Origin of the sequence: Cupriavidus basilensis (assembly GCF_000876015.1) — a bacterium.
In the GTDB taxonomy this organism is placed as follows: domain Bacteria; phylum Pseudomonadota; class Gammaproteobacteria; order Burkholderiales; family Burkholderiaceae; genus Cupriavidus; species Cupriavidus basilensis_B.
Genome location: NZ_BBQM01000015.1, coordinates 175,987 through 201,676 on the forward strand (window position 1 = coordinate 175,987; position 25,690 = coordinate 201,676).

Genomic DNA, 25,690 nt, shown 5'->3' on the forward strand with positions numbered 1-25,690 from the left:
GACGATCCCTGGGTTTGAAGCTGTGTCGGCAATGATCCCGGCGCGTTCAGTTCGACGACGTTCCGTTCATCGAGGCGAACTGCTGCGTCAGGTAGTTCTTGGTGGACGTCATCTGCGCCATGATGGTGTCGAGCTGCTGGAACTGGGCGCGGTATTGTGCCATCGTCGCGTCGATCTGGTTCGACATGTTGGTGTAGTCGTCGCCCAGCGACTTGAGCTGCGTGTTGACGCCGGCGGTGGCGGTGGTGAGCACGCCGTTGGTGGCGGTGAAGCTGGCGGCCAGGCTGGAGAGCTGGTTGCCGTAGCCGGACTTGCCGTCGCTGCCGCTGAACAGCTGCTGCACGCCGGCGCGGTTGCTGGTCAGCGCCGCGTTCAGCTTGGAGGTGTCCAGCGACATGCTGCCGTCCGCGTTGAAGCCGATGCCGACCTGCGTCAGGTTGATGGCGTTGCTGCCGGTCGGCGCCGTGTTGAACACGCCGCGCAGCTGGCTCTCGATGGTGCGCACGGTGCTGTCGCCGAGCAGGGTGCCGGCGGTCTTGGTGTCGGCGTCGTAGCTGTCGAGCTTGGCCACGGTGCTCTGCAGCGTGTTGTAGGCGGTGACGAAGCTCTGCACGGCGCCCGCCATCGACGAGGTGTCGGTGCTCACGCCGACGTTGCTGGCGCCCAGCGAGGTCAGCGTCATGGTCACGCCCGGCACCGCGCCCTGCACGGTGTTGCTGGCGCTGGTGATGGCCAGGCCGTTGACGGTCAGCTTGGCGTCGACCGCCTTGATGTTCTCCGTCATCGACTTGGTGCCGGCCGGATCGTAGGCCAGCAGGCCGCTGATCGTGGACGGGTCGCCGCTGCCGTTGCTGCCCACCGAGATGCGCATGCTGGACTTGGCGCCGGTGGTGTTGGAGGTCAGCACGATGTGGTACGGCGTACCGCTGCCGTCGTTGACGATGCTGGCCGTGACGCCGGCGTTCGATGCGTTGATCGCGTCGCGGATGCCGGTGAGCGTGTTGTTGGTGCCGTTGATGTTGATCGTGGTCGGCGTGCCGCTGCCCGGCGTGAAGGTGCCGTCGGCGGCGGTGGTGCCGAGTTCGATCTTGATGCTGGCGCTGCCCAGCAGCTGGCCGGTGGCGTCGGTGATGCCGTTCGACACCAGCGTCTGCGAGGTGGCGAGCTGGCTCACGTTGACGGCGTAGTTGCCGGCCACCGCGGTCTTGTCCGCGCTGGTGGTCAGCACGCCGGTGTTGCTCGACGAGGTGGTGGTGCTGTTGTACAGGCTGGCGGCGCCGAGCGCGGCGGCGGCATTCTGGAACGAGGCCAGCGCGCCCTGCAGCAGGCCGTAGGCGGACAGCTTGGTGGTGGCCGCGGTCTGCGCGTCCGTGATCGGCTGCAGCTTGGTTTCCTCCCCCGACTGCAGGTTGGTCAGAAGGGTGCTGAGGTCCAGTCCGGAACCAACGCCAATCGACGAAATCGGTGTGCTCATGATTTGCTGCCTGTGTTGTCTTGTTCGAGGGAGAGACTGCGGGGGCCGCCTATGCGGTCTGGTGGATCAGCAGGCCTTGCAGCCTGTCGATGGCGCGCGTGATGCGCAGGACTTCTTCGGAGGGAAACTGGCGGATGGTGTCGCCGGTGGACTTGTCCACCACCGTGGTCACGATCTGGTGCGTGTCGCCGTCGATGCTGAAGCGCACTTCCACCGGCGTGGCGCGCAGCGCCTCGGTCAGGCTGGTGAGCGCGCTGGCCAGTTCCTTCGAGCTTTCGGCGTGCGCCTTGTCGCCCGGCGCCTTGCCCGCCGCGATGGCGCCCGGCAGGCTCCCGGCCGGCACGCCTGCCTGGGCCGCAGGTGCCGCAGCGAGAGGGGTGGCGGGCAACGGCGCGGCGGGCAACTTGGCTAGCTGTTCGGTCGGGCTGATCATGGTCTGTCTCTCGCAAGGGACGGTCGGAGCGGGTGGCTCCGGTGGAAACGCTTTCAGAGCGGAGACCGCTCTGGAAGCATTCCCGGCGGCGCCGGGCCCGAAGGTCCGGCGCCGCCAGGGGTGCGGCTACTGTTGCGATTAACGCAGCAGCGACAGCACGTTCTGCGTGGTCTGGTTGGCCTGGGCCAGCACAGCGGTACCAGCTTGTTGCAGGATCTGGGCGCGCGACATGTTCGACACTTCCGTGGCGTAGTCGGCGTCCTGGATGCGCGAGCGCGAAGCGGACAGGTTGGTCACGGTCGAGCCCAGGTTCGAGATCACCGAGTTGAAGCGGTTCTGCACGGCACCCAGGGAGCTGCGCAGCTTGTCCACGGTAGCCAGGGCCTTGTCGATCGTGTCGAGCGGGTTGGAGCTGCCCACGCCGGTGAATTCGGTGGTGGCGGTGGTGGCACCCTTGGTGCTCAGTTCGATCTGCGTGGCGTTGGAGATCGTGGTGGTGGTCGAGCCGCCGTTGGCCAGCGCGCCTTGACCGGCTGCGTCCAGGGCGTAGTTCTTGCCGCCTTGGGTCACGTAGGCCACGGCTGCGCCGGCGGAGTCGGCACCGACCTTGACCAGCTGGGCGGCGATGCTGCTGCCGGTGTTGCCGTTGGCGGCGTCGCCGACGCTGATGTCGGCGGTGTTCAGCGTGACAGCGCCCGAAGCCGCGTCAACCGAAGCGGCGTAGTAGTCGCTGCCGAACTTGACGACGTAGTTGGAGGTGGCGTTGCCGGCCGTGTCCAGCACGTTGCTCAGTTGCAGGTCCTTGGCGTTGACGGTGCTGCCGGTGGCGGTCGACAGCGAGGTGGCGGCGGCGCTCAGGTCCACTGCGTTCGGAGCCGAACCCGTGCCGGCCACGACGGTCGTGATCGGGGCGCTGGTGGCCAGGGAGTTCTTGGCAACCGTGAAGCCGGTCATGCCCAGGGTGGTGGTGCTGATTTCCTTCAGGTCGATCGAGATGGTCTGGCCGTCTTGCGCGCCGACTTGCACCTTCAGCGACGAAGCAGCCGACGACAGCACCTTGACGCCGTTGAAGTCGGTTTGTTGCGACGTGCGGTCGATTTCAGCCAGACGCTGGGTGATTTCGTCCTGGATCGATTGCAGGTCCGAAGCGGAGTTGGAGCCCGTTGCGGCTTGCACGGCCAGGGTACGGATGGCTTGCAGGTTGTTGTTGACTTCGGTCAGCGCGCCTTCGGTGGTTTGCGACAGCGAGATGCCGTCGTTGGCGTTGCGCTGGGCTTGACCCAGGCCGTTGATGTTGGCGGTGAAACGGTTGGCGATCGCCTGGCCCGCTGCGTCGTCCTTGGCGCTGTTGATACGCAGGCCCGAAGACAGACGCTGAATCGCGCTGTTCAGCGACGATTGCGACGAATTCAGGTTGTTCTGCGTCATCAGGGACAACGTGTTGGTATTGATGACCATCGACATGGTACGACTCCTATTCTTTTACAGTGAGTTGTGCAATCCGGCTGTTGCCGCAACGTTGGCTGCCTGGCAATGCAGGGCGAGAAGTGCCACCGTTGTTTGGGTTATCGGTTGGGGCCGGGAAAGATTTAGAGTGACTTTTGCGATGGGCTCAAACTGTCCTGCATATTTGGCGGTGCTATTAGTAAACAGCATGGTGGGCGCGCGGAACCGGTCGTCAGCGCCGCTTGCGCGTGCGCGGGACGTACGGGCTGACGAACTCCGGCGAGCTCTCCGCGCCCGGCACGCTGGCCTGGGCTTCGGGCGCATGGGCCGGCGTGATGACGGCGATGGCGTGCTTGTAGACGACCTGGGGCAGCGGATCGCCGGCGTCCTCCGCGAGCAATACCATATAGTTGTCCGCGGCCACGATCACGCCATGCAGGCGGGTACCGCTGGACAGGTGCACGACCACGGGCTTCCGGCTCGCGCTATGGGTGGACAACTGCTGGTGCTGCAGTCTGCGGCTAGGGCGGTCCACCCTGATTTCCTTCTTGTTCACAACTTCTCCGGAAGAGCCCGCGCGGGTTCTGTCGGCTGGCAGGGATTCGATGGCCAGGCCTGGGCAACTGGGGTGTGACGCACTGCGGAGCGCGGACTGCGGCCTGGCCTTGGCGGAACCGGGAATGAAACATCCGCTCCCGGGACCGGCCAGGGGGCTGGCGGCACGGAGCGCGGCCAGCCGCGGCTGGTACGCGGGAGACGGGTCCGATGATACCGCCCCGCCACCGGTGGCGAGTGCCGCCGCCGGAAGAGAAGGGGAAGACTTCAGGCGCGAGGGTAACAAAATTTTACAAATGTGGACGGTTGGGAGAGCGCACCTGGCCTAGAGGTAAACCTCTAAAAAATCGATTGCATCACAGTGGCCGAATGTGGATTCATGCACACTTGTGTGGCAAATCCCAATGCTGTCCGACCGCAGCCCCAAGGTGCAACATGAGGTCTGCGGGCTGCCGCGCAGCCCTGGCTTGTTCCGGCCGAGGTTCCTCGCGCCGCCCCGATACCATCGATATGGCGGGGCCGGCACTTTTATATCAGAGGTTTCCCTGATAGAAATTGGATTTACACCTCATGTAAGCGGGTTTATATTCGCTATTGGACCTTTCGGTTCCTAGCAGTCCTGGAAAGCCTACGAGCACCCCGCGCGTGGGCTTCTTTTTTTGCGCGCCCGCCTGGGTGCCACCGGATGTCGCCGGCAGCGGCCGGCGGCGGCGCCCCCCCGCGTGCGTGCCGTCATTAGACGACAGGACGCCCGCTGTCAATTCCCCGAATTGCCCCGCTTTTTCCCTGCATATCTCCGCTAACCGGCGCGTTTTTGCCTTATTTCAACAAACCGCGGAAATATCCTCAAGCTTGCCCGGTGCGTGCCGTTAAGGCTGCGATGCGGCGTCGGTCCGGAGGTTCGTCCGGCACCAGGGTGCCGCCCGCGATGAAAAAGCAAAAAAGGAGCCGGGAAATGCGTTGGTTGCGAAACTTTGGCATTGGGGCGCGCCTGACCGTGGCGTTTTCGGTCGTGGCGCTGCTGCTGGTTGCGGTGGCCGTGCTGGGGGCGATGTCCCTGCGCACCATGAACGAATCGATGCGCCTGACGGTGGAAGGGCGGATGTTCCGCGTGATGGAGATCGAGCGCGTCAAGCAGGACGCGCTGTGGGTCGGCATCCTGGCGCGCGACGCCACCCTCAACGAGGATCCGGTCGCGGTGCGGCGCAACGCCGAGAAGATCGGCGCGCTGCGCGAGGACATGAGCACCGCGCTGGATGCGCTCGGCAAGTGGATGGCCAAGGCTTCCTCGCCGGCGGCGCAGGAAAACTACACGCGCCTGATCGAGGCGCGCGACGTCTACAACGGCCAGCTCGACACGGTGCTGCGCCAGCTGCAGAACGGCGAGTTCGACGGCGCCCGCAGCGCGATGGTGGCCACGCTGCCGGCGGCCCAGGCGCCTTATTTCGACAAGCTGACCGAGCTGGCCGAAACCGGGCGCAAGGTGGCCGTGGCCTCGGTGGACGAAGCCAACGCCAGCTACGAGATGGCGCGCAACCTGCTGGTGGGGCTGGCCGCGGTCGCGGTGGCGCTGGCGGCGGCGCTGGGCCTCGGCATCACGCGCTCGATCACCGGCCCGGCGCGCCAGGCGCTCGACGCCGCCCAGGCGCTCGCGCAGGGCAACCTGACCTACGCCATCAAGACGCGCAGCAACGATGAAATGGGCCGCATGCTGGGCGCGCTGGAGCGGGCCTTCGGCCAGCTCGCGGCGCTCGTGCACGGCATCCAGGGCGCGTCGCGCTCGATCGACGGCGCCACCCGCGAGATCGCCAGCGGCAACACCAACCTGTCCCAGCGCACCGAGGAACAGGCCGCGTCGCTCGAACAGACCGCGGCCTCGATGGAGCAGCTTACCTCCACGGTCCGGCAGAACGCGGTCAATGCGCGCCACGCCAACGAACTCGCGGTGAGCGCCTCGGGCGTGGCCACCGAGGGCGGGCGCGCGGTGCGCGGCGTGGTCGAGACCATGCAGAACATCTCGCAGTCGTCGGCCAAGGTGGCCGAGATCGTCGGCGTGATCGAGGGCATCGCCTTCCAGACCAACATCCTGGCGCTCAACGCGGCGGTGGAAGCCGCCCGCGCCGGCGAGCAGGGCCGCGGCTTCAGCGTGGTGGCGGCCGAGGTGCGCAGCCTGGCGCAGCGCTCGGCGTCGGCGGCCAAGGAAATCGGCCAGCTCATCAACGGCTCGGTGGGGCAGGTGGCGCATGGCGCGAAACAGGTCGAGGACGCCGGCCGCACGATGGACGACATCGTCGGCGCGGTCAAGCGCGTGACCGACATCATGGGCGAGATCGCCGCGGCGAGCGAAGAACAGTCCTCCGGCATCGAGCAGGTCAACCGCGCCATCACCCAGATGGAAAGCGTGACGCAGCAGAACGCGGCGCTGGTGGAAGAAGCCGCCGCCGCGGCCGAGAGCCTGCAGCAGCAGGCCGCCGGCCTGGTGAGCGAGGTGTCGCGCTTCCAGGTGACGCAGGAGCAGACCGGCGCGGCGCGTCCGGCGCCGGCGCGCGCGCCGGTTGCCGCCGCGTCCGCCGCCGCCGCCGTGAAGGCGCGGCAGCCCGCGGCGCGGGCCCCGGCGGCACGTGCCCCGGCCGCGCGCCCGGCGGCCACCCGCGCCAAGAGCCCCGCGCCGCTGCGCGCGGTGGCGGCCGCGCCGGCTCCCGCGGCCCCGGCCGAGGCGCCGCGCGCGGCGCCCGCCGTCCGCGCGGCCGCGCCGGCCAAGGCCCTGGCCGCTCCCGCGGCCCCGGCCAGATCCGCCGCGCCGCTGGCCGCCGTGGGCGGCACGCGCGCGCCGGTGCTGCCGAGCAAGGCCCGCGCGCCGGTGGTGCGCCTGGGACGCGAGCCGGTGCTGTCGTCCAAGTCGCTGCCCGCGCGCCCGGCCAAGGCCGCCGCGCCGGCCCCGGCGCGGCGCGCGCCGCGCGCGGTGCCCGCCGGCAATCTGGCGGTGGCCAACGGCGACTGGGAATCCTTCTGACGCGGGCGCGGTGCCGCCCGCGAAGACAGGCGGGCGCGGCACCGGAAAGGCCCCGGGTGGCGGCGGCGCAGTGGCGCGATGGCGGTGAAAGCGGGCTGAAAGGCCAATGAAAGCGCGCTGAAAGGGCCGCCGGAAAACATCGGGCAGCCACCGGAAAGCCGCCGGAAATCAGCCCGAAAAGGGCGCTGCAAGGCGGCGGGCTTCGGCCTACAATATGCCCCTTGTATACAAAAAACAGCGATGTGCGAGGCCCCCCAGCCTGCCAATCGTTGTCCTTTTTCCGCGTTTCCCTCCTCCCGCCCGCCCATGCCCGCCGCCTCCCAGACGTCGTTCCCGCCGGTTTCCGCCTTGCCTTCTTCTTCTTCCCCTGCCGCATCGGCGGCGGCCTCCGCCGCGCCGCCCGCGCAGGGCGCGGCCCGGCCGCCCGGCGGCGGCGCCGCGCCGCTCGCCACGCCGCCGGTGCCCGTCATGCAGGTCATCTTCGGCATCATGCTGGCGATGTTCCTGGGCGCGCTGGAGCAGTCCATCGTGGCCGTGGTGCTGCCCGAGATCGCGCTACAGCTCAACGGCTTCGAGGTGATGGCGTGGGTGGTGTCGGCCTACCTGGTGGCCTCCACCGTGGTCACGCCGATCTACGGCAAGCTGTCCGACCTGCTCGGGCGGCGCTCGGTGCTGTCCTTCGCCATCGTGCTGTTCTTCCTGGCCTCGGTGGCGTGCGCGCTGGCGCAGACCATGCCGCAACTGATCGTCGCGCGCATCCTGCAGGGCCTCGGCGGCGGCGGGCTGATCTCGGTCTCGCAGGCCACCATCGCCGATGTGGTGCCGCTGCGCGACCGCGGCCGCTACCAGGGCTACGTGAGCGGCGTGTGGGCCGTGGCCAGCATGGCCGGCCCGGTGATCGGCGGCTACCTGGCGCACTACCTGTCGTGGCGCTGGATCTTCTGGATCAACCTGCCGCTGGCCGCGCTCGCGCTGGTGGTGGTGCGCCGCGCGCTCAAGCACCTGCCCGCGGGCGGGCGCCGCCACCGCATCGACTATCTCGGCGCGCTGCTGTTCGGCGGCGGCCTGACCGGCGTGCTGGTGTTCCTCACGCGCCTGGGCCAGGGCCAGTCGCCGCTGGCGCCGCAGACGCTGGCCCTGCTGGTGGCCGGGCTGGCCGGGCTGGCGCTGTTCGTCTGGCAGGAAGGCCGCGTGGCCGATCCGATGATCCCTCTGGGCATGCTGCGCGTGCCGACCGTGACCATCTGCTGCATCACGCTGTTCCTGTGCTTCTTCCAGCTGATCGCCATGTCGGTGCTGCTGCCGCTGCGCTTCCAGGTGGTGGGCGGCGCGCAGGCCGACAGCGCGGCGCTGCGGCTGGTGCCGCTGACGCTGGCGATCCCGTTCGGCGCCTTCATCGCCGGGCGCACCATGTCCTGGAGCGGGCGCTACAAGCCGCTGCAGCTGGCGGGCTCGCTGGTCGCGCCGCTGGCTATCGTGGTACTGGCCTTCGTCGAGCCGCATGCGGTGGCGCTCACCGCGCTGGTGATGGTGGTGCTGGGCGTGTCGATCGGGCTGCAACTGCCCAGCGGGCTGGTGGCGACGCAGAACGCGGTGCCGCCCCAGCAGGTCGGCGTGGCCACCGCGCTGACGGCGTTCTCGCGCATGCTGGGCGGCGCGGTGGGCGTGGCGGTGCTGACCACGGTCCTGATCGGGCTGCTGCGCCACGGCGGCATGGGCGTGTCCGACCTGGGCGGCGGCGAGGACGTGCTGATGAGCATGTTCCACCGCGCGATGGTGGGCGGCGACGCGGCCGACGCGGGCGCGGTGCGCGCCGCCGCGGAAACCGCGTTCCGCGTGCTGTTCCTCTTCAGCGCGGCGGTGTCGCTGGTGGCGCCGTTCCTGGTGGCGCGCCTGCCCGAGACGACCCTGCGCGGCAGCAAGGCCCCCACGGTGGCCGCCAGCCTCGACTGACGGCGGCGGCGTCAGGGGGCGGGCGGTCCCTGACCCTGACCTTCACACTGCCCCTGCCCCGCGGGCGCCCCTTTGCCGAGGAAGCCGAACTCCACCGGCGTGCTGGCATAGAACACCTGCACGTCTTCCTCCGCCAGCCGCGCGAACAGGCGCGCCACCTCCTCGCCGGTGGCGATCACGGTGATCTCTTCCGGCCGGTCGGCCAACTCCAGGAAATGCCAGCTATGGAAGCGGCGGTCGTGGCCGATGCCCTCGGCCGCCACCAGGTGGGTGGCGCCGCGGATATGCAGTTCGCGCAGGACCTGCAGCAGCCAGTGCGACAACTGCTTGCCGTGGTGGCGGCGGTTTTCCACGGTGAACAACGTGAGTTGGAAGCCTTGCATGGCAGCCTCCCATGCGCCCCGCGGCGCCAGGCGCGTGCCGCGCCCGCGGCATGGACGCCCGCATCCGGGCAAGGGTGCCTGAATGAAGTCTAGGCCAGCCGCGATGGCATCTCGCCGATCTCCGTCGCCGCGCTTTTCGGCCACGGCATGCCGCGCAGCCGCGCCATCTCGCCGGCGATCTGCCGGCGCGCGGCGGCTATCGCCCCGGCCACCGCGGCATCGCCGCCGACCAGTCCCTGCAGCAGCACGAAGGTCACGTCATGGATGCCGATGGTGGCAAGCACGTGGCGCAGGTAGGGCGTGAGGAAATCGGGCTGGCGCGCGCGCTCGCCGGCATGGAAGCCGCCCGAGCCGACCAGCACGAAGGTTGGCCGGTCCCGCAGCAGCCCGACCTTGCCGGCCGGCGTCGCGGCGAAGGTGCGGTGGATGCGCAGCACGTGGTCGATCCACAGTTTCAGCGAGGCCGGCACGGTGAAGTTGTGCATCGGCGTGCTGATCACCAGCAGGTCGGTCTGCTCGAGTTCGCCGATCAGGCGCTCGGACCAGCCGAACGCGGCGGCCAGGGTGGCGGCGTCGGCCGCGCCCGGCGTGCCCGGCGGCGGCGAGGTGATCGCGCTGGCATAGGCCTGGCCGATCGCCGGCAAGGGCTCGGCCAGCAGGTCGCGCCGCACCAGGCGGAAATCCCGGTTTGCCTCGCCGTCCGGGCCGCGCAGCCCGGCGATCATTTCCTCCGCCAGCCGGCTGGCGTGGCTGGCCGCGCCGTGCGGGCTGCCGTTGACGTGCAGGACCCGCATCATGACGGCGCTCCCGGCGCCAGCGGCGCGACGAAATGCAGGCCGCGCGCCAGCAGGCCCTGGCGGAAATAGAAGCGCTGCGCCAGCGCCATGTGCAGGCCGGTATCGAGCACGAAATGCGCGCAGCCCAGCGCCACGGCCTGCGCGCGCGCGGCCTCCAGCAGTTGCGCGCCCAGCCCGCCGCGCTGCAGGGCGGCGCTCACCACGAGGTCGTCGACGTAGACGAACCTGCCGTAGATCAGGTTCTCCTGCAGGCGGTAGCCGGCCAGCCCGAGCACGGCGTCGTGCCGGCAGGCGGCGAGGAGGCGATAGCCCTGCGCGTGCTGGCGCCGCACCTGGCTGGCGAAGGCCGGCGCGCTGTCCAGGTGGGGGCGCAGTTCTTTCATGACCGGGAAGGCGGCCAGCAAGTCCTGCCGGCTTTCCAGGTGCCTGAATTCGATGGGTGCGTGCATGCGGATCGTGTGCCTGTCGCGGTTCGCGGGAGCACCCAATGTAGCGCCGCGGCGGCATATCCCGCAGAGCCAAGAAATGGAAAAGCGACTAGGCCATGCCGCGCCCGCGGCGGACGGCCAGGATCAGGAAACGGGCGTCACCGGCGCCGCCGGCGCCGGCTTCCCGGCGCGCCGGCGCGCGCGCGCCGCCAGCCCGCTGCCGAGCGCCCAGCGCAGCGTCGGCGCCAGCATGCGCATGCCCGCCAGCGACACCGGCAGGCGCAGCGCGGCCGCGCCGTGCAGGCCAAGCTCGCGCTGGGCCCAGCGCGGCAGCAGCGCGATGCCGGCATCGCCCATGATGCGCACGGCCGGCACCAGCAGCGGGCTGGCGACCGGCATGGCCATCACCAGCCGCACCACTTCGTGGGTGCGCTCGCTGACCACCAGCTCGGGGCGCAGGCGCTCGAGGTAGGCGGCCACGGCGGCGGCGCTGTCGGGCACTTCCGTGGCGCCGAGCAGGCGCGCGATCTGCGCCACCTCGGCGTAATAGCGGTCCTGGTCGGCCGCCGGCAGCGGACCCACGTAGCGCAGGTAGGCGCCGAGAAAGCTCGACACCTCGGCCACGTGGACCCAGGTCAGCAGCGCCGGGTCGTCGGCCGCGTAGGGGCGCCCGTCGGGCGCGATGCCTCTGACCGTGGTGTGGATGCGCCTGACGCGCTCGATCAGCGCCAGCGCGTCGGCGCGGCTGCCGTAGGTGGTGCCGGCGATGAACTGCGCGGTGCGGCCCAGGCGGCCCTGCATGTCGGTGCGGAAGGTGGAGTGGTCCCACACCCCGGCCAGCGCCAGCGGGTGCAGCGTCTGCAGCAGCAGCGCGCTGACGCCGCCGGCCAGCATCGCCGGGAAATCCGCGTGCACGCGCCAGCAGACCGCGTCCGGGCCGAACAGGCCGGGATCGCCGGGCGGGTTATCGTAGTCGAGGCTGAGGCCGGAGTTGCTGCGCGTGAGCCCGCGCACCTGCGCGCCGGCGCCGGCGCGCAGGCGGTCGAGCAGGCGCCGCGGCAGCGGGGCGGGCGGCGGGGAGGCGGGTGGCGTGCCGGGTTGCTGGCCTTGCGAGCCGTTCATGGGGCGGTCTGTACCTTGGTCGGTGCGAGTATGGGTGCGGCCGCCCGCCGGGCCTCGCTGGCCTCAGTAGTAATGCAGGTCGGTCGCCTTGCCCCAGAATACACGGTAGGCGTACAGCGTGTAACCCAGGATGGTCGGCAGCACCACCGCCGCGCCGGCCAGGATCACGCCCAGCGATTCCGGCGCGCTCGCCGCCTGCCAGACGTCGATCTTGTCCACCACCAGGTACGGGAACAGGCTGTAGGCCAGGCCATTGAACGCCATCAGGAAGATCACCGCGGTGCCGGCGAAGGGCACCCAGCACCAGCGGTCGTTGCCGCGTTCGAGCATGGCCGGCATGCGCCGCAGCAGCCGGTCGAGGATCACGAACAGCGCCACCGTCACCAGCGGGATCGGCGCCAGCAGGATGATGTTCGGCAGCGAGAACCACTTGTCGAAGATGCGCTGGCTCACCAGCGGCGTCACCACCGAGATCAGCGTCACGCCGGTGCCGGTCAGCCACAGGCTGCGCCTTGCCCAGTACACCGCGCGGCGCTGCAGCGCGCCTTCGGTCTTCATGATCAGCCAGCCCGCGCCCAGCAGGCAGTAGCCGGCCACCAGGCACAGCCCCACCACCACCGCGAAGACGATGTCCGGCCAGTCGTGGCGAAAGCCGGTGACGTACAGCCCCAGCATCAGCCCCTGCGAGAAGCCGGCCAGCAGCGAGCCGGCGTAGAACGCGCGGTTCCACCACGGCTTGTGGTGCGCGCGCGCCTTGACGCGGAAGTCGAACGCCACGCCGCGGATGATGAGCCCGGCCAGCATCAGCGCCACCGGCAGGTAGAGCTGGGTCAGGATCATGCCGTGCGCGATCGGGAAGGCCGTGAGCAGCAGGCCCACGCCCAGCACCAGCCAGGTTTCGTTGGCGTCCCAGAACGGGCCGATCGAGGCGATCATGGTGTCCTTGTCGGCATCGCCGGCGCGGCGCAGCAGCACGCCCACGCCGAGGTCGTAGCCGTCCAGGATCACGTAGACCAGCATGGAGATGCCCATCAGGGCCAGGAACACCAGCGGCATCCAGCCGGCGGGTTGGGTCAGGTCGTTCATTGCGCGCTCCGCAGCGCGCCGGGCAGCGCGGCTTGAGGGGGGGCGATGCCGGCGGTTTCGATGCCGGGCTCGCCGGCGTCCGTGCCTGCCTTGCGCGCCAGGTAGAACACCACCGAGATGTAGGCCGCGATCAGCGCCGCGTAGAGCGCCAGGTACATCGCCAGCGTGGCGCCGATCATCGCGGCCGGCACCTTGGAGGCGGCCTGCGCCGTGGTCAGCACGCCATAGACCAGGTAAGGCTGGCGGCCGATCTCGGTGACGTACCAGCCCGCCACCAGCGCCACCCAGCCCGAAAACGTCATGGCCAGCAGCGCGCGCGCCATCCAGCGCGACGGCTGGCCCCGGCGGCGCAACTGCCAGGCCGCGCTCCACGAAACCGCCAGCATCAGCAGGCCCACGCCCACCATGATGCGAAAGGCGTAGAACAGCGGCGCCACCGGCGGGTGCTTGCCCGCGAAGGCGTCGATGCCCTTGATCTCGCCGTCCATGCTGTGCGTGAGGTAGAGCGAGGCCAGCTTCGGGATCGCGATCTCGAAATCATTGCTTTGCGTGCTCGCGTCGGGCAGCCCGAACAGCACCGCCGGCGCGCCTTTTTCCGTCTTCCAGATGCCCTCCATCGCGGCGATCTTGGCCGGCTGGTGGTGCAGCGTGTTGAGGCCGTGCAGGTCGCCCGCCACGATCTGCAGCGGGATCAGCACCGCCGCGATCACCACCCCGGTGCGCAGCGACGACAGCACCTCCGGCGCGCGGTCGCCGCGCAGCCAGCGGTAGGCCGAGATGCCCGCCAGCAGGAACGCCACCGTCAGCCCCGACGCCAGCAGCATGTGCACGAGGCGGTAGGGGAACGACGGGTTGAAGATCACCGCGATCCAGCTCGTCACGTGGGCGCGGCCGTCGATCATCTCGAAGCCCGCCGGCGTCTGCATCCACGAGTTCAGCGCCAGGATCCAGAATGCCGACAGCGTGGTGCCGCCCGCCACCAGCAGCGTGGCCACGGTATGCGTGCGGTTGCTCACGCGGCGCGCGCCGAACAGCATGATGCCGAGGAAGGTGGCCTCCAGGAAGAACGCGGTCAGCACCTCGTAGGCCAGCAGCGGGCCGGCGATGTTGCCCACGGTTTCCATGTAGCCCGGCCAGTTGGTGCCGAACTGGAAGCTCATGGTGATGCCGCTGACCACGCCCAGCGCGAAGGTCAGCGCGAAGATCTTCACCCAGAAGCGATAGGCCGCCATCCAGCGGTCGTCGCCGGTCTTGTTGAAGCGCAGCTTGAAGAACAGCAGCACCCAGGTCAGCGCGATGCTGATGGTCGGAAAGAGGATGTGGAAGGTGATGTTGGCGCCGAACTGCACGCGCGCCAGCACCACCGGGTCGAGCGGGAAAGACATGCGACTACTCCTTGCGGGGACGGGCGGGCCGGGCCTTCGACTTCGTCCCGGGGGCGGGGGTCTCGGCGCGCGGCTTGCCGCCGATGGCGCTGCCGAGCTTGTCCTTCATCTCGAGCAGCCTGTTGACCTTGGCGCCCAGCTTCATCAGCTTTTCCAGCGTGGCCACGTCGAGCTTCTGGATGTCGCCGAACCAGCTCGTCACCAGCACGATCAGCCCGTACATTTCCTTCATGCGCGCCTGCGCATGGCGGTCCTCCGCGCTGGCTGGCGACTCCAGCTGGACCTCGCGCAGCATCGACAGCGTGGGGTCGATCTCGCGGCGCTTGCGCTCCTCGGCCAGCGTGCGGAAGATGGCCCAGACATCGTCCGGCGCCGAAAAATACTCGCGCCGGTCGCCCGGCTGGTGCGACAGCCGCACCAGGCTCCACGACTCCAGCTCTTTCAGGCCGATGCTGACGTTGGAGCGCGAGAACCCGAGCGCCTCGGCGATTTCGTCCGCGTTGAGCGGGCGCGAGGCGGTGAACAACAGGGCATAGATCTGCCCGACCGTGCGGTTGATTCCCCAGCGACTGCCCATTTCACCGAAATGGAGCACGAAGCGCTGGATCAGGGGCGACAGGTGCATTGCTTGTCTTTTTTGAATTTTTAGTAAGTTGTGAAAGTTTAGTATGGAACGGCGGGGCGGAGGAGCGGTGCGGCAACACGTCGCTGCCGCGTCTGGCGAGGGAGCGTAGTCACGTCTCAGCGCTCTTGATACCCCATCGAACTACAGATTTTCAGAGATCCTGAGTGGCGGGCATTGCATGAGTTGCTGCCCGTACCATAATCGACGGCGGGGTCATGGCGGGCCGCAACTGACGTGCAACCCCTCCACCCCGCTTCACGAGCATGGCTTGCGCGGCCCCGATTGTGTAGGATTCGGCTCACTATCGAACGAAAAAACGGCAGGGATCCAATCATGAAGGCTCGGGGAATCGAGGTGCGCTGGGTGGCCGCGCTATGCGCGGCGTTCTTGACGGCGTGTGGCGGGGACGATCCAGCCACCACCCCCACCCCGCCCACGACACCGGAGACTGCCGCGCTGGTCTCCGTCGCCGCCAACTCGAGCACGCCCACCGAGCTGCCCACGAGCGTGGTGGCGACGTTCAACGCGAAGGTATCCGCGCTGGGCGCCAGCTTCTTCAAGACCAGCGGCACCTGCGGCACGCTGCCGACCGCCACGCCGACGGTCGACGCCTCCGGCAAGATCGTCTCGGTGACGCTTGCCGGCAGCCGCTGCAACGACGGCCAGACCGTGACCCTGACGCTGGACCCCAACGCGGTGACGTTCGACGGCACGGTCGGAGAGAAGGGCACGATCTGGACGCGCACGTACACCATCTCCGGCACGGCGCGCAGCGTTGGCGGCACGGTCAGCGGCCTCGCCGGGACCGTCGTCCTGCAAAACAATGGTGGCGACACGTTGTCGACCAGCACCGACGGCACGTTCAATTTCCCGACGCTTGTCGCACAGGGCGGCGCGTATGCGGTGACCGTGGCCACCCAGCCCGCCGGGCAGACGTGTTCGGTCAGTCATGGCACCGGGACGGTCGGCGCCACGGCGGTCCAGGACGTGGCTGTCGTCTGCGCGACGAATACGCACACCGTCGGCGGCACGGCATCCGGGCTCGTGGGCACCGTGACCGTGCAGAACAATGGCGGCGATACGCTCGCCATTACCGGCAATGGCCCGTTCACGTTCCCCACCGCGATCGCCGAGGGCGGTGCGTACGCGGTCACCGTGCAGTCGCAGCCCGCCAGCCAGACCTGCACCGTGGGCAATGGCACCGGGTTGATGGGGAGCGCCGCGGTGCAGAACGTCTCGATTACCTGCGCGACGAACACCTACACCGTTGGCGGCACCGTTTCGGGGTTGTCCGGGCAGCTACAGCTGCAACTCAACGGCGCGGACACGCAGACCGTCACGGGCAATGGCACCTTCACGTTCGCCACGCCGGCTGCCGAAGGCAGCCCCTACAACGTGACGGTGCTGACCCAGCCTGCCATCCAGACATGCATGGTGGCCAATGGCAGCGGCACCCTGCCCGCGCATAACGTAACGACGGTCGGCGTGTCGTGCATCACGAATACCACCACGCTTTCGGTGGCGGCCACGGGCGTCATCCCCGTCAACGGCGGTACGGGCACGATCATGGTGACCAACATCGGATCGAATGCGGCGACCAACGTGGCAGCACAGCTTCCGTCCGCGTGGTCGGGCGTGACGCAGGACGCCAGCAACTGCGCCATGCTGCCCTCCAGTGCAAGCTGCATGCTGCGATTCACCTCGACGACGCCTTATGTCGCGCAGGGCGGCATCGCTGTCGCCGCGGATAACGTCGGCAGCCCCAATCCGACGACCGCGCTGGCGTTCAGTGTCGGCGGCGATCTCGTATTCGCGGTCACGAGCGCGTCCACCGCGAAGGTGGTGGGTTCGATCGACGCCGGCGCGGGCGTGTGGGGTGACATTGGGACGGCGGTCGGGGCATCCGCGCAGAGCCTGACGGATGGAGCGGGGAACACCTCGGCCATCGTCGCGTCGTTCGGCACGTCACTGACCTACGCGGCAAACCTCTGCAACGCCCGCACGTCCGGCGGCGCGCCTCCGGGGACGTGGTATCTGCCCGCGGCCTGCGAGGTCGGCGCCGCCGGCAACTCGGCCAACTGCCCGGCAGGCATCGCCAACGTCGAAGACAACCTGATGCGGCTGGGTTTCGGCAGTCTGACCGGTCCCTATTGGACGTCGACGGAATATTCCTCCAACCCGACCGGCCTCGCCTGGCTCATGGGCTATTCGTCGAATCCTGTGGCGGCCATCGTGGCGACGAAGACCATCGTGGTGAACGCTCGCTGCGTGAGGTCGGTCGACTATTGATTGAGTCAGGTTTTCTCCGGCATGGCCGATGAATTGAATATAACAAGACAGGCGCCGTCCTATATCCGAAGATCAGGAAAGAATCGCTTCAGAGCTGATTGCTAAGGTGCGGTAGTTTCTTCCCTAACCGGATGGTGGACATGTCGGAGTGCGACTACCACTGGCAGTCTCCCGCCTGCAAGGCCAGACCGTCGAACCACCAAGCGGCGCTTACCGGCCAGGAGCCGCCAGTCGACATCAACGGCTAGATTGCACACAATGCGTAGATCATGTCCTCAACTATCCAGAGCGCCATGCAACAACACACCCTGTATGCATACGTAGATGGTTCAGATCTCGACGACGACGTCGTGGACATCGAGAGGGAACTCGTCGAGTTCGTTGCCTCGCAGGGCTGGGTCCTTTCACGCCCCGTCGTAGTCAACCAGAAGAGCGTGGCCGTTGGCAGTCGCCCAGGCGATTTGCCGGATTGGGGCCTTGGAATCAACTTGGCACTACTCGACCCCGGACGTGAGCGACGCGAATGGTTTGCTGACATAGAGCGTGTCGTTGCACGCTTGGCCCATCTGCGCCTGCAATTCGGGCGCGATTTCGTCATTGGCATCGCTGACAACGTGACAGGCTCGGCGGACGATATTCTCTACATCGAATCGGAGTCGCCAGACTTAGGCCGGCTGCGCGAGGTCATCGAAGCTTAGACTGTCGAACCTTGCCGAGGTCCTGCACCAAGTTCCCTAGCTATCGACCATAGACACATGCACGAGAATCCAAGTAGCAAGCTTCTTCCACTTGAACAGCCCCACTCGACTGCATCTCATAGCGAATCATCAGCAAGAGAATCCGTTGTCGCGGGGCTCATGTCGGGCTTGGACTACTGGATTGGCCTCGCGATTGGATGGATAGAGTCAGGCCAACCAATTGATGCCGAGTTGGCCGATCTTTTACTCGCATTAGCGAAAAGTCCTACCATCGAGCAGCGACTGCGTCATCGCGCATTTTCATTGGCAAAGCGATGGCAGAAGAACTCGCAATGCGAGTTCATTGACGTTCAGTGGCGTCACTCGCTGGGAACGGAACCTACGCGTCTTGTCTCAGAACTCGACGAGCAACGCATGGAAACTCGAAAGCTCGAGTTCTTTGCAGATGGGCGGGTTGGGTACGCCTGGGCCGAACACACGGCTCATGGGACTGAGCTAGGATTGCTTCCGGTTCCGCCGCTTGCCGAGATTAACGCCGCCGCTGAGTTCATCGGTACCACAATCACTGGGGCTGAATTTGACGCTCTATGGTCGACGCACGTGCTGAAAGTTGTGCCTTTCGGCCTCCGACTGATGAGGCGAAACTACCCTTTGGCCGACGCAGCGACAGAGATTGAGGTGTTGCGCCGGACCCTTGAAGGAGCCCCGGGAGTTACGTTGGTAAAACGTATCGAACCTCATCGCAAAGGCGGTTATGTCGCGACATTGGATCTCTCACGCGATTCATTGGATTTGTTCATCGGACACCTTGAAGCATCAGGGTGGATGAGCGTGCTCTGACCGCACCACCAGCGTCTGCTTTGTGGATATTGGAGGGACCGCGTTGGGTCGTCAGCTGTCCTCCAAATCACCCTGGCAATGATGCCGGCCTCGATGGCAATGGCGAAACGCAGCTCTTCAAGTAGCCTGCGTCGCGGTAGCTGGGTCCGTTGGGGGCGCTGGCGACGCGTGGTCGCCCGCATGGCTCGGGCCAGCAAGCGGAAATTGGCTGCCTGTAGGTCCCGGCAGTCCCGACTGGCCCCGCCGGCGCCCGCGCGCGTCAGCGCACTCCTCGCATCGAGGTTGGGTCGTGGCATGCTGCCGGCAACTGGTGGTGTTGGTCTTGGGTGGTCAGCTGGCCGGTGTCGGCGTTGCCTCGGGTCTTGGCTCATTGTGAGCCCGCATGCGGTCGCCGGTCGATTCGCGCGGGGTGCCCGCTGGTGTGCCTGCCGGCAGTTGGTCGTCCCGCTGGCCCTTTGCCGGCCGGGCGCGGCTGGCGCCGCGGTTGATTAATATATTTGCCGGGATGGGCCTGAAGCGAAGATGGCATGCCGTATGGGCAGGTTGTCTCCCGATGTGGTCTCCTCATCAAACGAGGCATATGCGAGCTACGGGGCACTGTGGGAACGCATACCATCACTGAAGCTCGGAGAGCGCCTGTGCCGCGCGCCGAAGTCGTTGAGGCACCTCGCCGTCCCAATCCGACGCCATGCGCGACGCAGGGGCTGTGACGGAAAGCGCCAGGACCATATGTTCTTGTCGATCAAAGATTGGGGCACTAAATGCGTTCACGGGTATGTTGTGTAGTCGTGAGGGCGCCGTATTCGTAGCTCGCGCAATGCCGTGCGTGCGTGTTTCGAGTAATTCGGCATCGAGCGCTTCGCGCTGGGCATGCGTGTCCTCGCCCGGCGACCGGTGCATGCGCAAATCTTCGTCGATGAAGGCACGCGTGATCTCCGGAGGAAGGAACGCGGCGAATGCCTTGCCGGTAGCGCACTGAGTCGTGCCCATCACCAATCCCAGCCGGAGCTGGTCGCTGACTGGTTGGCGCGAGGGCTCCCAGTGAATGGCCGTTGGACCCCGATTGCCCCAGACCGCCAGGCAGAGTGTGTGCTCCCCCAGCGATTCCGCGATGGCGGGCATGGCGCTGATGACGTGCCGGACTACGTCAAGTCGTGCCGGCGACGAGGTGCCAAGGGGCGACAACGATGGCGCAAGTTCGTGCGACGAGGTCACCATGTACTTCCCGGCCCCGAATGCCAGTGGCCGCCGCAGTGCATTGACGAAACGCTCGATCTTGCCAAGGTACACAACGTGGTCGCCGCCGGGATAGGTCGCCACCTTCGTGCATTCGAGGTAAGCGGCTGATCCGGGCAGCACCGGGGCACCACGATGGCCATCCTCATAGTCAATCGACGCGAACTTGTCGTCGCCCGACTTGGCGAAATGATTGGAGATGGCGGTCTGGTCGTCCGCAAGGATGTTGACAACGAAGTGGTCGCTCTCGCGGAACGCAGGAAAGCTCCGGGAGCTCAACGACTGGCTCCAGAGAATCAGCGGCGGATCGAGCGACACCGAGCTGAAGGAGTTGGCCGTCACACCATGCGGCTTGCCCGACGGGTCGCGCGTGGTGATGACCGTGACCCCAGTCACGAAATTGCCCAGGACGTTGCGCAATTCGCGGGCGTCGAGCGGTTCGGTGGCGGCATGCATGACGGGTCTCCATGATTTGGCTTGCACGGCCAGAGTCTATGAAGACGGCGCGCTCGCAACAATTCGGCAATGATGATGAACCCATAGGCTGCGCCAATAAATCGACGTGGCAGATTGGCCCGGGAGGCCGCCGAATGCCGAGGCCGCGTCAGGAACGTCTGGACTGCGGCAAGGAGCGCTCGTCGCCAGCCACCGCGCGCCCCAGGAACTTGCAGAAGCTCGCCGCTGCCGTGCTGAGGTCGGTCTTGTACGGGAATACGACGCCGAAGCGGCGTGTCAGCGACAGGCCATCGACCGCCAGTGGCACGATGCTGACGTCACGACAGCGTTCGGCCATGCCGTGCGGCAACAATGTGATGCCCATGCGGGCATCGAGCATCCCCATCAACGTGTTCAGATTCCCGACCATTTTCGAGGGCGGCAACGAGAATCCCTGCTTTTCCATGGCTTCGGCAATACGGGCGCGCACGGGCAGGTATTGCTCGATCAGCATCAGCGGGTGGAAGGCCAGCTCGCGCGCGCCAACGCGCTCCAGGCTCGCCAGCGGATGAATCGACGGCACCACCAGGACCATCGTCCCGTTCCACAGGTGCTGGAACTTGTAGCTTGACAAGTCGATCTCGTCTAGCGACATCACCGCGACGTCGGCATCGCCACGATCCAGTGCGTTTAGCGCCTCGGTGTATTTCACGTCGAGAAGTTCCATCTGGACGTCAGGGTACCGTTCGCCATAAGCCTGCAGGATGGCGGGCATGCTCAACGCGGCAATCATGGGCGTGGCGGCAATCACCACGCGCTGGCGGGCCTGCCTGATCCTTTGCCGGAACTCTCCTACCAGCTCGCGCAGTCCATGCAGTGCCGCCCGGGCGGCCGCTTCGGCGCGCCTGCCGTCGTCGGTCAGTTCCACGCGCCGCGTGGTGCGGGTGAGCAGTGTCGTGCCCAACGCCGCTTCGAGACGCTGCACGCGTCCGGTTACCGAGGGCTGCGTGATGTGCATCCGCTCCGCTGCCTGGCTGAAGCTTCCAGTCTCCGCGACGGCGAGGAAGGTCTCGATCTCGGCCAGATCGACGCCGGCGCTGGATATGGCGTCGCCGATGGGGCGTGCTGGGGGCATGGGTGCGGGTCTCCGTGATTTATTGGCTTTGCGAATAATTGTATCGGGCTTGATGATTTGTTCAAGGCGTTGGCGTCGTCAAGAATGCATTCCACCTGCCGAACACGGCACTGAATGGAGTCCAACGCATCATGACCTCGCCATCGTCCCGCCAGATGCACCTGGTGGCCTTCCTGCAGGCGCAGAATTGTTCGAACTATGTCGGCTCCTGGCGCCATCCCGCCACCATGTCCGACTTCCTGTCACCGGAGTACTTCCAGCGCATCGCGCGCACGCTGGAAGATGGCCTGTTCGACATGGCTTTCTTCGACGACCGGCTGGCCATGCCCGACATCTACGGCGACGACCATCGTGAAACCGTGGCGCACGGCGTGCGGGCCGTGAAGATGGATCCCACGCCCGTCCTGATGGCGATGGCATCGGTCACCTCGCGCCTTGGGCTGGGCGCGACGTACTCCACCACGTACCACGAGCCGTTCCACGTGGCGCGGCTGTTTGCCACCATGGACCTGATGACGAAAGGCCGCGTGGCGTGGAACGTGGTGACCTCGCTCAATGACTCCGAAGCGGAAAACTTCGGCCGCGATGCGCACGAAGAGCACGACGCGCGCTATGACCGCGCCGACGAGTTCATGGAAGTGGTGATGGGCCACTGGGATTCCTGGGAGGATGATGCGCTGATCCTCGACAAGGAGAACGACCGCTTTGCCGATCCCGACAAGGTGCATCGGCTCGACTATCGCGGCAGATACTACAAGTCGCGCGGGCCGCTGCCGGTGCCGCGTTCGCGCCAGGGGCACCCGGTGCTGCTGCAGGCCGGGCAAAGTGGGCGGGGCATTGCCTTTGCCGCGCGCTGGGCCGAGCTGGTGTTTGCGGCCTATCCGAACCTGGAGGCGGGCCGCAAACAATACGCGCAGCTGAAGCGTGCCATCGCCGAAGCGGGCCGGGATCCGGCGTCGGTCAAGGTGGCGCCGGCCGTCAAGGTAGTGGTGGCAGAGACCGAATCGCAGGCGAAAGAGCAGTTCGCGCTGATCGATTCGCTGGCGCGGCCCATCGATGGCCTGGCGCTGCTGTGCGAAGTGCTCAACGTCGACTTCTCGAAGCGTGGCTACGACGAGCCGTTCACCGATGCCGAACTGGCCGCGGTGTCGTGGCACAGCCTGCGCGACCGCGTGATCGCCAAGAGCGGCAAGCGCAACCCGTCGGTGCGCGATTTCGTGGAGGCGTCCGGTCGCGGCACGGTACGTGAAGGCCCGTGCTTCGTCGGTACCGCGAAGCAGGTGGCCGACGAGATGGAAGCCTGGTTCCGGGATGCCTGCGACGGCTTTGTCGTCCAGGCGCTTTCGGTACCTGGCAGTTACGAGGACTTCGTGCGGCTCGTGGTGCCCGAACTGCAGCGGCGCGGCCTGTATCGCAATGCGTACCCGGGCCAGACACTGCGCGACTCGCTCGGCATGGATCGCCCGGCGACCCGCGCGTGGCGCCAGACCGCCTGATCCGACCGCTACCAGGATACCAACATGGAGACATACGCATGACTGCGACGGACAGCCCCGCACTTTCCCCCACGCAGGCGGAGCAGCTTGCCGCTTTTGCGCTGAACCTGCGCTACGAAAACATCCCCGGGGACGTTCTCGACCTGGCGCGCGAGCACCTGCTCGACGTGATCGGCATCGCTCTGGCCTCGAACACGTTCGAGTTCGCCCCGGCCACGCTGGAGGCCGCGCGGACCCTCGGCAGTGGCACCGACGCCACGGCCATCGGCAGTGGCAGGAAGCTGCCAGCGGCATCGGCGGCGCTGGTCAATGGCGTGCTGGCCCACGGGCTCGATTTCGACGACACGCACATTGGCGCGATCTATCACGCCAGCGCCCAGGCGATGGCCACGGCGCTGGCCTGTGGCGAGGCCAACCGCGCCAGCGGCCGGGACGCGCTGGTGGCATTCGTGGTCGCACTGGAGATCGGCTGCCGGCTGGCGGCAGTCGGGGCGGGCAGGTTTCATGACCGGGCTTTCCATCCCACCGCGCTGTGCGGCACCTTCGCGTCGGCGGCCGCAGCCGGGCGTCTGCACGGCATGACACAACAGCAACTGGTGTGGGCGCTGGGGCTGTGCGGCAGTCTGGCCTCGGGCATCCTGGAGAGCGGAAAGTCCTGGCTCAAGCGTCTGCATCCGGGCTGGGCCGCGCATAGCGGCATCGCTGCGGCCGCGCTGGGGCGTGCCGGTTTCCAGGGGCCAGCCACCGTGCTCGAAGGGCACAGGGGCTTCTATGCCGCCCATATCGAAGCCGTGCCGGAGGAAGGCAACGCGCCGGCCCGTGCGCTGGGCAGCGAATGGCAGGCGCGAGGCATCGCGCTGAAGCCCTATCCGTGCTGCCACTTCATCCATGCCTTCGTGGACGCCGCGCTGGAGTTGCGAGGCCAGTTCGCGCTGGATGATATCGAGCGCATCGATTGCCCGCTGACGCCGATGCTGCACAAGATGGTGGCCGAGCCGCGCGAGCGCTGCATCCGTCCCCCCACGCCATATGCCGCGCTGTTCAGCGTGCAATACGCCGTGGCCGTAGCGCTGGTCAAGGGACGCGTCGACCTGGCGACGTTCCACGATGAGCCGATCGACGATCCCGCCGTGCTGGCTGTCGCGGCCAAGACCTTCTGCGTGCCGGACACCAAGAGCGATTTCCCCAAACACTTCCCGGGTGAGGTGGTGGCGACGCTCAGGAGCGGCCGGGTGTTCCGCTGCCGTATGGCGACTAGCCTTGGCACGCCGGACAATCCGATGTCGCGCGACGCATTGCTGGCCAAGTTCGTGCTCAACGCATCGCGCGCCATCCCGCGCGAGCAGGCCGAATCGATTGCGCGGGCCGTCTTCGCCATTGACGATGCGCCGTCGCTGGCGCCGTTGATGGCGCTCTGCACGATGCGTTGAGCACCGGACGCTCAACGCGATGCAACCGGACGCGGGGTCCATGTCACCCCGCGCCGTCCACGATGGAGACAACATGCCGTACAACGCCTCGCAGCGGCTCGACCGCCTGCCGGAATCCTCATTTCACCGGCGTCTGGCCGCACTGATCGGTGCCGGACTGTTCTTTGACGCCTTCGACCTCTATATGGCCAGCGGCATCATGGTGGCCCTGGCCCGCGAAGGTTGGGGCACGATGCAGGCCAATGGCCAGTTCGTATCGGCCGGCGCGCTGGGCGCGTTGCTCGGCGCGGCGCTGGCCGGATGGCTTGGCGACCGGTATGGCCGCCGCTTCGCGTTCCAGTTCAACCTGATCTTGTTCGGCGTCATGTCGCTGGCTGCCGCGGTAGCGCCATCGATGGGATGGCTGATCGTGTTTCGCCTGCTGATGGGTATCGGGCTCGGAGCGGAGATCGTGGTCGGTTACGCCACCATCACCGAGTTCGTGCCGCCGTCCAGTCGCGGAAGGTGGGGCGCGGTGCTGTTCTTCTGCGCCACGGCGGCCTTGGTGGGTTCGAGCCTGGTCAGTTACTGGGTGATTCCGAGTCTGGGATGGCGCTGGATGTTCGGCATCGCCGGCGTGGGAGGCGTGCTGGTGTGGTTCTTGCGCAAGGAGCTGCCGGAATCGCCGCGCTGGCTGGAATCAGTGGGACGTCACCGGGAAGCCGATGCCATTCTGGCGCGCATCGAGACCATCGCCGAGCGTGAGCACGGGCCCTTGCAGATACCCGCGGAGATCACCTTCAGCGCCCCCTCGGTCTATCGTTTCGGCGACCTGTTTCACGGGCAACTGCTGCGCTCGACCGTCCTGGCGGTGGTCATGAATGTGGTTGGCCTGTGCGCAATCTATGGATTCATCATCTGGCTGCCCACGTTCCTCGTCAAACGCGGCTTGTCGCTGACAAGTTCACTCGGCCATACGGCGATGATGGCGGGCGGCAGCCTGCTTGGGATCGTGCTGGGCGGCTATCTGTCCGATCGCTTTCCGCGCCGGCGGCTGCTGATCGTGAACTCGGTGCTGTGCGCCGGGCTTGGGCTGCTGTACCCCAACATGGCCACGCTTGCTCAGACGACGGTGGTGGGCTTCCTGCTGGTGGCATCGCTCTACTTTACGGGAACGATTGGATTTTCCACCTATGTGCCCGAGCTTTTCCCGACGGAGTTGCGGCTGCGCGGCACCGGTCTGGCGAGCGCAGCAGGGCGGGGCGCTTCGATTCTTGCGCCCGTGACAGTGGCGGCGCTCTACGAGCTCAATGGCGTGCAAGGCGTGACGCTGGCGCTCGTACTGATGGGCGCCATCCAGGCGGTGATGATCGCCTGGCTCGGTATCGAAACGACACGACGTTCGCTGGACGAGGCGTTTGGCAGTGAGACTGCGGGGCGGTAGCGCGCCGC

The 25,690-nt window shown here is 67.1% G+C and carries 21 protein-coding genes; 8 read left to right on the forward strand and 13 right to left on the reverse strand.

What is annotated here, in order from left to right:
* Positions 1–46: 46 nt before the first annotated feature.
* The 4 genes from fliD to KF708C_RS14765 form a co-directional block, all read right to left on the reverse strand.
* Positions 47–1,474 carry a flagellar filament capping protein FliD gene (gene fliD, locus KF708C_RS14750; protein ID WP_020205899.1) on the reverse strand — a complete coding sequence of 476 codons (1,428 nt, stop codon included), beginning with the start codon at positions 1,472–1,474 and terminating at the stop codon, positions 47–49.
* Positions 1,475–1,523: 49 nt separating this feature from the next.
* On the reverse strand, positions 1,524–1,907 hold the full coding sequence (locus KF708C_RS14755; protein WP_059412395.1) for a flagellar protein FlaG: 384 nt from the start codon (positions 1,905–1,907) through the stop codon (positions 1,524–1,526).
* Positions 1,908–2,045: 138 nt separating this feature from the next.
* Positions 2,046–3,371 (reverse strand): FliC/FljB family flagellin, encoded by a 1,326-nt coding sequence (locus tag KF708C_RS14760; protein WP_059412396.1) that lies wholly within the window; start codon positions 3,369–3,371, stop codon positions 2,046–2,048.
* 214 nt (positions 3,372–3,585) lie between these two features.
* Positions 3,586–3,909: an RNA chaperone Hfq gene (locus KF708C_RS14765; protein WP_029044221.1), complete on the reverse strand. Its 324-nt coding sequence runs from the start codon at positions 3,907–3,909 to the stop codon at positions 3,586–3,588.
* Between the two features lie 954 nt (positions 3,910–4,863).
* Here KF708C_RS14765 and KF708C_RS14770 point away from each other — a divergent pair.
* Entirely contained in the window at positions 4,864–6,921 is a 2,058-nt protein-coding gene (locus tag KF708C_RS14770; protein ID WP_059412397.1) for a methyl-accepting chemotaxis protein, read from the forward strand.
* A 468-nt stretch (positions 6,922–7,389) separates the two neighbouring features.
* Entirely contained in the window at positions 7,390–8,874 is a 1,485-nt protein-coding gene (locus KF708C_RS14775; protein WP_020202415.1) for an MDR family MFS transporter, read from the forward strand.
* A gap of 11 nt (positions 8,875–8,885) precedes the next feature.
* Here KF708C_RS14775 and KF708C_RS14780 read toward each other — a convergent pair whose 3' ends face one another.
* The 7 genes from KF708C_RS14780 to KF708C_RS14810 form a co-directional block, all read right to left on the reverse strand.
* Positions 8,886–9,257: a DUF190 domain-containing protein gene (locus tag KF708C_RS14780; RefSeq protein WP_059412398.1), complete on the reverse strand. Its 372-nt coding sequence runs from the start codon at positions 9,255–9,257 to the stop codon at positions 8,886–8,888.
* 89 nt (positions 9,258–9,346) lie between these two features.
* Positions 9,347–10,051 carry an FMN-dependent NADH-azoreductase gene (locus tag KF708C_RS14785; protein ID WP_059412609.1) on the reverse strand — a complete coding sequence of 235 codons (705 nt, stop codon included), beginning with the start codon at positions 10,049–10,051 and terminating at the stop codon, positions 9,347–9,349.
* Complete coding sequence (locus KF708C_RS14790) at positions 10,051–10,503, reverse strand: GNAT family N-acetyltransferase (RefSeq protein ID WP_020202412.1); 453 nt, start codon at positions 10,501–10,503, stop codon at positions 10,051–10,053. Before KF708C_RS14790 ends, KF708C_RS14785 begins: the two co-directional genes overlap by 1 nt.
* Before the next feature lie 123 nt (positions 10,504–10,626).
* A complete protein-coding gene (locus KF708C_RS14795; RefSeq protein ID WP_059412399.1) occupies positions 10,627–11,604 on the reverse strand; it encodes an oxygenase MpaB family protein in 978 nt (325 codons plus the stop codon).
* 63 nt (positions 11,605–11,667) lie between these two features.
* On the reverse strand, positions 11,668–12,690 hold the full coding sequence (locus KF708C_RS14800; protein ID WP_059412400.1) for a cytochrome d ubiquinol oxidase subunit II: 1,023 nt from the start codon (positions 12,688–12,690) through the stop codon (positions 11,668–11,670).
* Positions 12,687–14,075, reverse strand: a complete 1,389-nt coding sequence (locus KF708C_RS14805) for a cytochrome ubiquinol oxidase subunit I (RefSeq protein ID WP_059412401.1) — start codon at positions 14,073–14,075, stop codon at positions 12,687–12,689. The genes KF708C_RS14800 and KF708C_RS14805 overlap by 4 nt, the downstream gene beginning before the upstream one ends.
* Before the next feature lie 4 nt (positions 14,076–14,079).
* Complete coding sequence (locus KF708C_RS14810; RefSeq protein WP_059412402.1) at positions 14,080–14,700, reverse strand: GbsR/MarR family transcriptional regulator; 621 nt, start codon at positions 14,698–14,700, stop codon at positions 14,080–14,082.
* Between the two features lie 333 nt (positions 14,701–15,033).
* Between KF708C_RS14810 and KF708C_RS14815 the strand changes: the two genes are divergently transcribed.
* From KF708C_RS14815 to KF708C_RS36430, 3 genes are all read left to right on the forward strand, one after another.
* Entirely contained in the window at positions 15,034–16,989 is a 1,956-nt protein-coding gene (locus KF708C_RS14815; RefSeq protein ID WP_156173832.1) for a hypothetical protein, read from the forward strand.
* Positions 16,990–17,282: 293 nt separating this feature from the next.
* Complete coding sequence (locus KF708C_RS14820; RefSeq protein WP_156173833.1) at positions 17,283–17,687, forward strand: hypothetical protein; 405 nt, start codon at positions 17,283–17,285, stop codon at positions 17,685–17,687.
* 57 nt (positions 17,688–17,744) lie between these two features.
* A complete protein-coding gene (locus KF708C_RS36430; protein ID WP_197090361.1) occupies positions 17,745–18,527 on the forward strand; it encodes a DUF6881 domain-containing protein in 783 nt (260 codons plus the stop codon).
* Positions 18,528–19,142: 615 nt separating this feature from the next.
* Here the strand turns inward: KF708C_RS36430 and KF708C_RS14825 are convergent.
* Both KF708C_RS14825 and KF708C_RS14830 read right to left on the reverse strand, forming a co-directional pair.
* Complete coding sequence (locus KF708C_RS14825; RefSeq protein WP_059412405.1) at positions 19,143–20,219, reverse strand: flavin reductase; 1,077 nt, start codon at positions 20,217–20,219, stop codon at positions 19,143–19,145.
* A 148-nt stretch (positions 20,220–20,367) separates the two neighbouring features.
* Positions 20,368–21,333 (reverse strand): LysR family transcriptional regulator, encoded by a 966-nt coding sequence (locus KF708C_RS14830; RefSeq protein ID WP_059412406.1) that lies wholly within the window; start codon positions 21,331–21,333, stop codon positions 20,368–20,370.
* 131 nt (positions 21,334–21,464) lie between these two features.
* Here KF708C_RS14830 and KF708C_RS14835 point away from each other — a divergent pair, with 131 nt between their 5' ends.
* The 3 genes from KF708C_RS14835 to KF708C_RS14845 all read left to right on the forward strand — a co-directional run bounded on the left by KF708C_RS14835 (position 21,465) and on the right by KF708C_RS14845 (position 25,682).
* Entirely contained in the window at positions 21,465–22,829 is a 1,365-nt protein-coding gene (locus tag KF708C_RS14835) for an LLM class flavin-dependent oxidoreductase (RefSeq protein ID WP_059412407.1), read from the forward strand.
* A 38-nt stretch (positions 22,830–22,867) separates the two neighbouring features.
* Positions 22,868–24,259: an MmgE/PrpD family protein gene (locus tag KF708C_RS14840; protein ID WP_059412408.1), complete on the forward strand. Its 1,392-nt coding sequence runs from the start codon at positions 22,868–22,870 to the stop codon at positions 24,257–24,259.
* Between the two features lie 73 nt (positions 24,260–24,332).
* Positions 24,333–25,682, forward strand: a complete 1,350-nt coding sequence (locus tag KF708C_RS14845; protein WP_063923011.1) for an MFS transporter — start codon at positions 24,333–24,335, stop codon at positions 25,680–25,682.
* Positions 25,683–25,690 lie beyond the last annotated feature (8 nt).

What these genes read in the sequence shown, in the direction of transcription:
- KF708C_RS14845 (WP_063923011.1), top strand. Translation starts at nt 24,333, where the DNA reads ATGCCGTACAACGCCTCGCAGCGGCTCGACCGCCTGCCGGAATCCTCA.
- KF708C_RS14770 (WP_059412397.1), top strand. Translation starts at nt 4,864, where the DNA reads ATGCGTTGGTTGCGAAACTTTGGCATTGGGGCGCGCCTGACCGTGGCG.
- KF708C_RS14835 (WP_059412407.1), top strand. Translation starts at nt 21,465, where the DNA reads ATGACCTCGCCATCGTCCCGCCAGATGCACCTGGTGGCCTTCCTGCAG.
- KF708C_RS14820 (WP_156173833.1), top strand. Translation starts at nt 17,283, where the DNA reads ATGCAACAACACACCCTGTATGCATACGTAGATGGTTCAGATCTCGAC.
- KF708C_RS14805 (WP_059412401.1), bottom strand. Translation starts at nt 14,075, where the DNA reads ATGTCTTTCCCGCTCGACCCGGTGGTGCTGGCGCGCGTGCAGTTCGGC.
- KF708C_RS14785 (WP_059412609.1), bottom strand. Translation starts at nt 10,051, where the DNA reads ATGCGGGTCCTGCACGTCAACGGCAGCCCGCACGGCGCGGCCAGCCAC.
- KF708C_RS14790 (WP_020202412.1), bottom strand. Translation starts at nt 10,503, where the DNA reads ATGCACGCACCCATCGAATTCAGGCACCTGGAAAGCCGGCAGGACTTG.
- KF708C_RS14800 (WP_059412400.1), bottom strand. Translation starts at nt 12,690, where the DNA reads ATGAACGACCTGACCCAACCCGCCGGCTGGATGCCGCTGGTGTTCCTG.
- KF708C_RS14775 (WP_020202415.1), top strand. Translation starts at nt 7,390, where the DNA reads ATGCAGGTCATCTTCGGCATCATGCTGGCGATGTTCCTGGGCGCGCTG.
- KF708C_RS14755 (WP_059412395.1), bottom strand. Translation starts at nt 1,907, where the DNA reads ATGATCAGCCCGACCGAACAGCTAGCCAAGTTGCCCGCCGCGCCGTTG.
- KF708C_RS36430 (WP_197090361.1), top strand. Translation starts at nt 17,745, where the DNA reads ATGCACGAGAATCCAAGTAGCAAGCTTCTTCCACTTGAACAGCCCCAC.
- KF708C_RS14760 (WP_059412396.1), bottom strand. Translation starts at nt 3,371, where the DNA reads ATGTCGATGGTCATCAATACCAACACGTTGTCCCTGATGACGCAGAAC.
- fliD (WP_020205899.1), bottom strand. Translation starts at nt 1,474, where the DNA reads ATGAGCACACCGATTTCGTCGATTGGCGTTGGTTCCGGACTGGACCTC.
- KF708C_RS14815 (WP_156173832.1), top strand. Translation starts at nt 15,034, where the DNA reads ATGAAGGCTCGGGGAATCGAGGTGCGCTGGGTGGCCGCGCTATGCGCG.
- KF708C_RS14810 (WP_059412402.1), bottom strand. Translation starts at nt 14,700, where the DNA reads ATGCACCTGTCGCCCCTGATCCAGCGCTTCGTGCTCCATTTCGGTGAA.
- KF708C_RS14780 (WP_059412398.1), bottom strand. Translation starts at nt 9,257, where the DNA reads ATGCAAGGCTTCCAACTCACGTTGTTCACCGTGGAAAACCGCCGCCAC.
- KF708C_RS14840 (WP_059412408.1), top strand. Translation starts at nt 22,868, where the DNA reads ATGACTGCGACGGACAGCCCCGCACTTTCCCCCACGCAGGCGGAGCAG.
- KF708C_RS14830 (WP_059412406.1), bottom strand. Translation starts at nt 21,333, where the DNA reads ATGCCCCCAGCACGCCCCATCGGCGACGCCATATCCAGCGCCGGCGTC.
- KF708C_RS14795 (WP_059412399.1), bottom strand. Translation starts at nt 11,604, where the DNA reads ATGAACGGCTCGCAAGGCCAGCAACCCGGCACGCCACCCGCCTCCCCG.
- KF708C_RS14825 (WP_059412405.1), bottom strand. Translation starts at nt 20,219, where the DNA reads ATGCATGCCGCCACCGAACCGCTCGACGCCCGCGAATTGCGCAACGTC.